Genomic DNA, 3,180 nt, shown 5'->3' with positions numbered 1-3,180 from the left:
TGCCCATTTGAATTGTCCTGACCACACGCCAGAGTAACTGCGGGCTTCAGGGTTATAATTATCCGGCACACGAATAACGCGCATCTTCGGCTCACAGGATACCTGCGGAATGTTACGAAACTGTTTGGCATCAAACTGAACATGCAACAAGGCGGTTTCGGGGTAACTCAGCTTGGCGTCAATCACCTCCGTAATGGCTTCAACCATCATCGCATCGGCAATTCGGTTACTGTTCTGCTTAGGCGTTAACCGACGCACACGCACCTGCCAGCCGGAGTGCGCTTTGGGTAAATCCACCCGGTGTGAACGTTCATATTTGGTGGTCGTCTTGCCGTCAGCCGCTGTTTTCAATATCTCCTGATAAGCACCGCCATCTGTCGCGACTTCAATCACATAATCAATGCGGTAACCGACTGTATCCCCGTTTTCTTTCTGTGTCTGCAACTGGGGCCATGACAAGCGGATGCGCACAGCGGATAAATGGGTATTGGTGACCGATCTCACCCATGATTCAGCTAGCTCTGTGCCCACTGTCAGCTCATTTTCAACGGCTGGCACCCCTTTGATATAGTCCTGATGCGGGGTCCCGTGGCGAAATTCCCACTTCACCCCCTCAAAGTTAGACTTACCGTCCGGCCCGATAATGGGCGTGTTATCCAGAAAGATATTGGTGCCATCCAATCCACCGGCGAACTCGCCTTCCCCCAGTGCCAATAAGATTTTGGCATACGAGGTCGACTGCAACGAATCCGGCGATTCGACCGGGGTACGGGGACTGTCATTGCCGCCTTTACTGCCCTGAATCTGATGCTGTTCCATATTTCACCCGTAAAAAAAGCCGCCTGAGCGACCTGACTGAACATTGTGAAGTGTTATTGCTGATCTTCGGCGTAAATCCCCGCAGAGATAATGGCACCCCCGATGCGGCGCTTGCCGTACCCAATCGGCACCGGGTTACCCTGCGCGATGGAGTTGACCGGACCACCAAACGCATACGAGGGTTTATTGTCGGGATCTTCCCGTCGCGCCAGTCCGCCCGGCATCGGGGAGAGCATTTGCACCACGCCACCCAGCATCATCCCCACACCGGACATCACCATTGGTACGCCATAGGGCGTGTACCACAAGAACCCCCCCGCCACGACCATGACTGCGCCGAGTATCGTCTGGAATACCCCGGCTTTTTTACTGCCAATAATCACCGGCACAATCCGAATATCCCCTTCCCCGAAAAAGGCCAGTTCATCCTGGCTGATATTGCGCTTGCCGATAAATACAGCAAAGGTTAATCCGCGCTCTCTGGCGGTTAACAGGTATTTTTCAAAGCCATCAACCAGCACAGACAAGGCCCGAACGGCTTCAATTGAAGAGGATACTGCCAGCCGATGCGCTCGTCCGAACTGCGTACCCAGTGTGCCGTATAAACGTATTGTGCGTATCGTTTCCATTTATAACTCCTGATATCTGACGATTTTCACCGTGCGTTCCTGCCAGTAGCCACTGTAAGACACGCGGTTGCTGAGTTGCCCGTACATATGGTGCAGCATTAATCCGTCACCGAGATACACCCCGGCATGATTAGGTTCACGGGCCTGCACCTGCATGATGATCACATCCCCGACCTGTAATTCCCCGCTGCACTCAACAAACCCCGCCGAGGCGTAGTGCTGCATATAGAGATTTTCGCCACGGTTCCACCAGCCATCCGTCCGGACAAAATCCGGTAATTCAATGTTGCGCTCCAGCCGATACCAGTCACGGACAATGGCGTAACAATCCCAGATACCGTGGACAAACGGACGTTCCAGCAAAGGCTTGATACCCGCCGAGGGCATTAGCGTACGGATATCCCCTTCCGGCCATGAGACAATCACCCACGGGAGCTGTGACAGATCACACTGGGCAATGTCTAACTGACTGGGCTGGGTGGTCGCATCCGGGTGACTGTGGACAATCGCCACTATCGTTCCGGTATCTTCGGCGGCGGCGTAATCTTCCGGGTGAAGGCTGAACTGCTCTGTTGGGACTGAGGCTGTATTGCGACAGGGAAGATACTGTTGTTTGCGGCTGTTCTGAATGACCAGTCCGCAACATTCATTCGGGTAGTCGGCCTGAGCATGATCTAGGATAGATTGGATAATATGAGGACGCATAAAGGCTTCCTTAGGCAATAAAAAACCCGCCGAAGCGGGTTCAGTTTAAATTTAGGTCAATCTTTTAGAATCGATAACCAACGCCGATCATCCACGTACCTACTTTAACTTCACCAAGTTTTGCATATTCATACGCTGCATCAATAGCTATATTGGGAATTGGATTAATCTGTATACCGGCAGCATAGGCAAGCTCTGTTTTACTTTCGCTATGTGAAAGCCCATTTATTTTGTTTTTAGCTTCTATTTTACCATGAGCCGAGCCAATCAAGCCGTATGCGCTCACATATTCATTGATACGGTATGCAGGACCCGCGGTCAATGAGTAATAATCTAAATCAGCAGTAACTGCCTTGCGCTTGCCATAATAATACTCATATCCTTGGTGAGTGTAGGTGAACGAACCAATCACACTCCAATCATTATCGAATTCATAACGATATTTGATATTAAAGCCTTTTGGATTTTCTTTTAATTCACTCCCTCCAGACTTAACATGACTCTGCGCATATCCTGCCGAAATAGTACTTTCACCGGCTGCACTTACTCCCATTGATGTAACAGACATCCCTGCAGTAACTAATGCTATTAAAACTAATTTTTTCATAATTAAATTAACCAGTTAGATAAAAAAGTAAAGGAAGTATACAGCGTTCCCTTTTTTTATCTTTTTGCATCGTCTAAATTTTGATTCAGATCACTACAGATATTTCTTAAATTTATCAAATAAAGCCATGTTTATTATCTCCTCAATAACGCAGAGCCGGGAAAGCCGCCAAACGGCAATTGAGCATTTTCACCGAACCGTAGCTTACAATCATTCATCAATCCGCCGCATACATCCCTTGACGGATCATCCGTTGGGTTACCCTCTTCATCAAAATAGCGCGTTCCCGTGTAGTTACAGGGGGATTTGCGATATAGTCCCCGCATACACCATGTACACAGGCTATGGATTTGGCGTGTGGGGATCTGAATGCCCTGCAAGTCTGCCGGGGAAGATAACGCAAACTGAACGCTTTCATTG

5 protein-coding genes are annotated in these 3,180 nt (G+C 49.4%); all 5 read right to left on the bottom strand.

Annotated elements, in window-relative coordinates; all coding sequences use genetic code 11:
• The coding region (locus tag AACS90_RS20900; RefSeq protein ID WP_193757306.1) for a host specificity protein J at positions 1-819 on the bottom strand (819 nt) is incomplete at its 3' end.
• Between the two features lie 53 nt (positions 820-872).
• Entirely contained in the window at positions 873-1,448 is a 576-nt protein-coding gene (locus AACS90_RS20895) for a tail assembly protein (RefSeq protein WP_099123630.1), read from the bottom strand.
• Positions 1,449-2,153 carry a C40 family peptidase gene (locus AACS90_RS20890; RefSeq protein WP_099123629.1) on the bottom strand — a complete coding sequence of 235 codons (705 nt, stop codon included), beginning with the start codon at positions 2,151-2,153 and terminating at the stop codon, positions 1,449-1,451.
• 64 nt (positions 2,154-2,217) lie between these two features.
• Complete coding sequence (locus tag AACS90_RS20885; protein ID WP_099123628.1) at positions 2,218-2,760, bottom strand: Ail/Lom family outer membrane beta-barrel protein; 543 nt, start codon at positions 2,758-2,760, stop codon at positions 2,218-2,220.
• 134 nt (positions 2,761-2,894) lie between these two features.
• Positions 2,895-3,180, bottom strand: a 286-nt coding sequence (locus tag AACS90_RS20880; RefSeq protein ID WP_099123627.1) for a phage minor tail protein L, incomplete at its 5' end; no start/stop codon positions are given.

The organism is Xenorhabdus sp. KK7.4 (assembly GCF_963876465.1).
Taxonomy (GTDB): domain Bacteria; phylum Pseudomonadota; class Gammaproteobacteria; order Enterobacterales; family Enterobacteriaceae; genus Xenorhabdus; species Xenorhabdus stockiae.
Note: the sequence above shows the minus strand (reverse complement) of the source record. Positions and strands in the feature narration are given on the sequence as shown.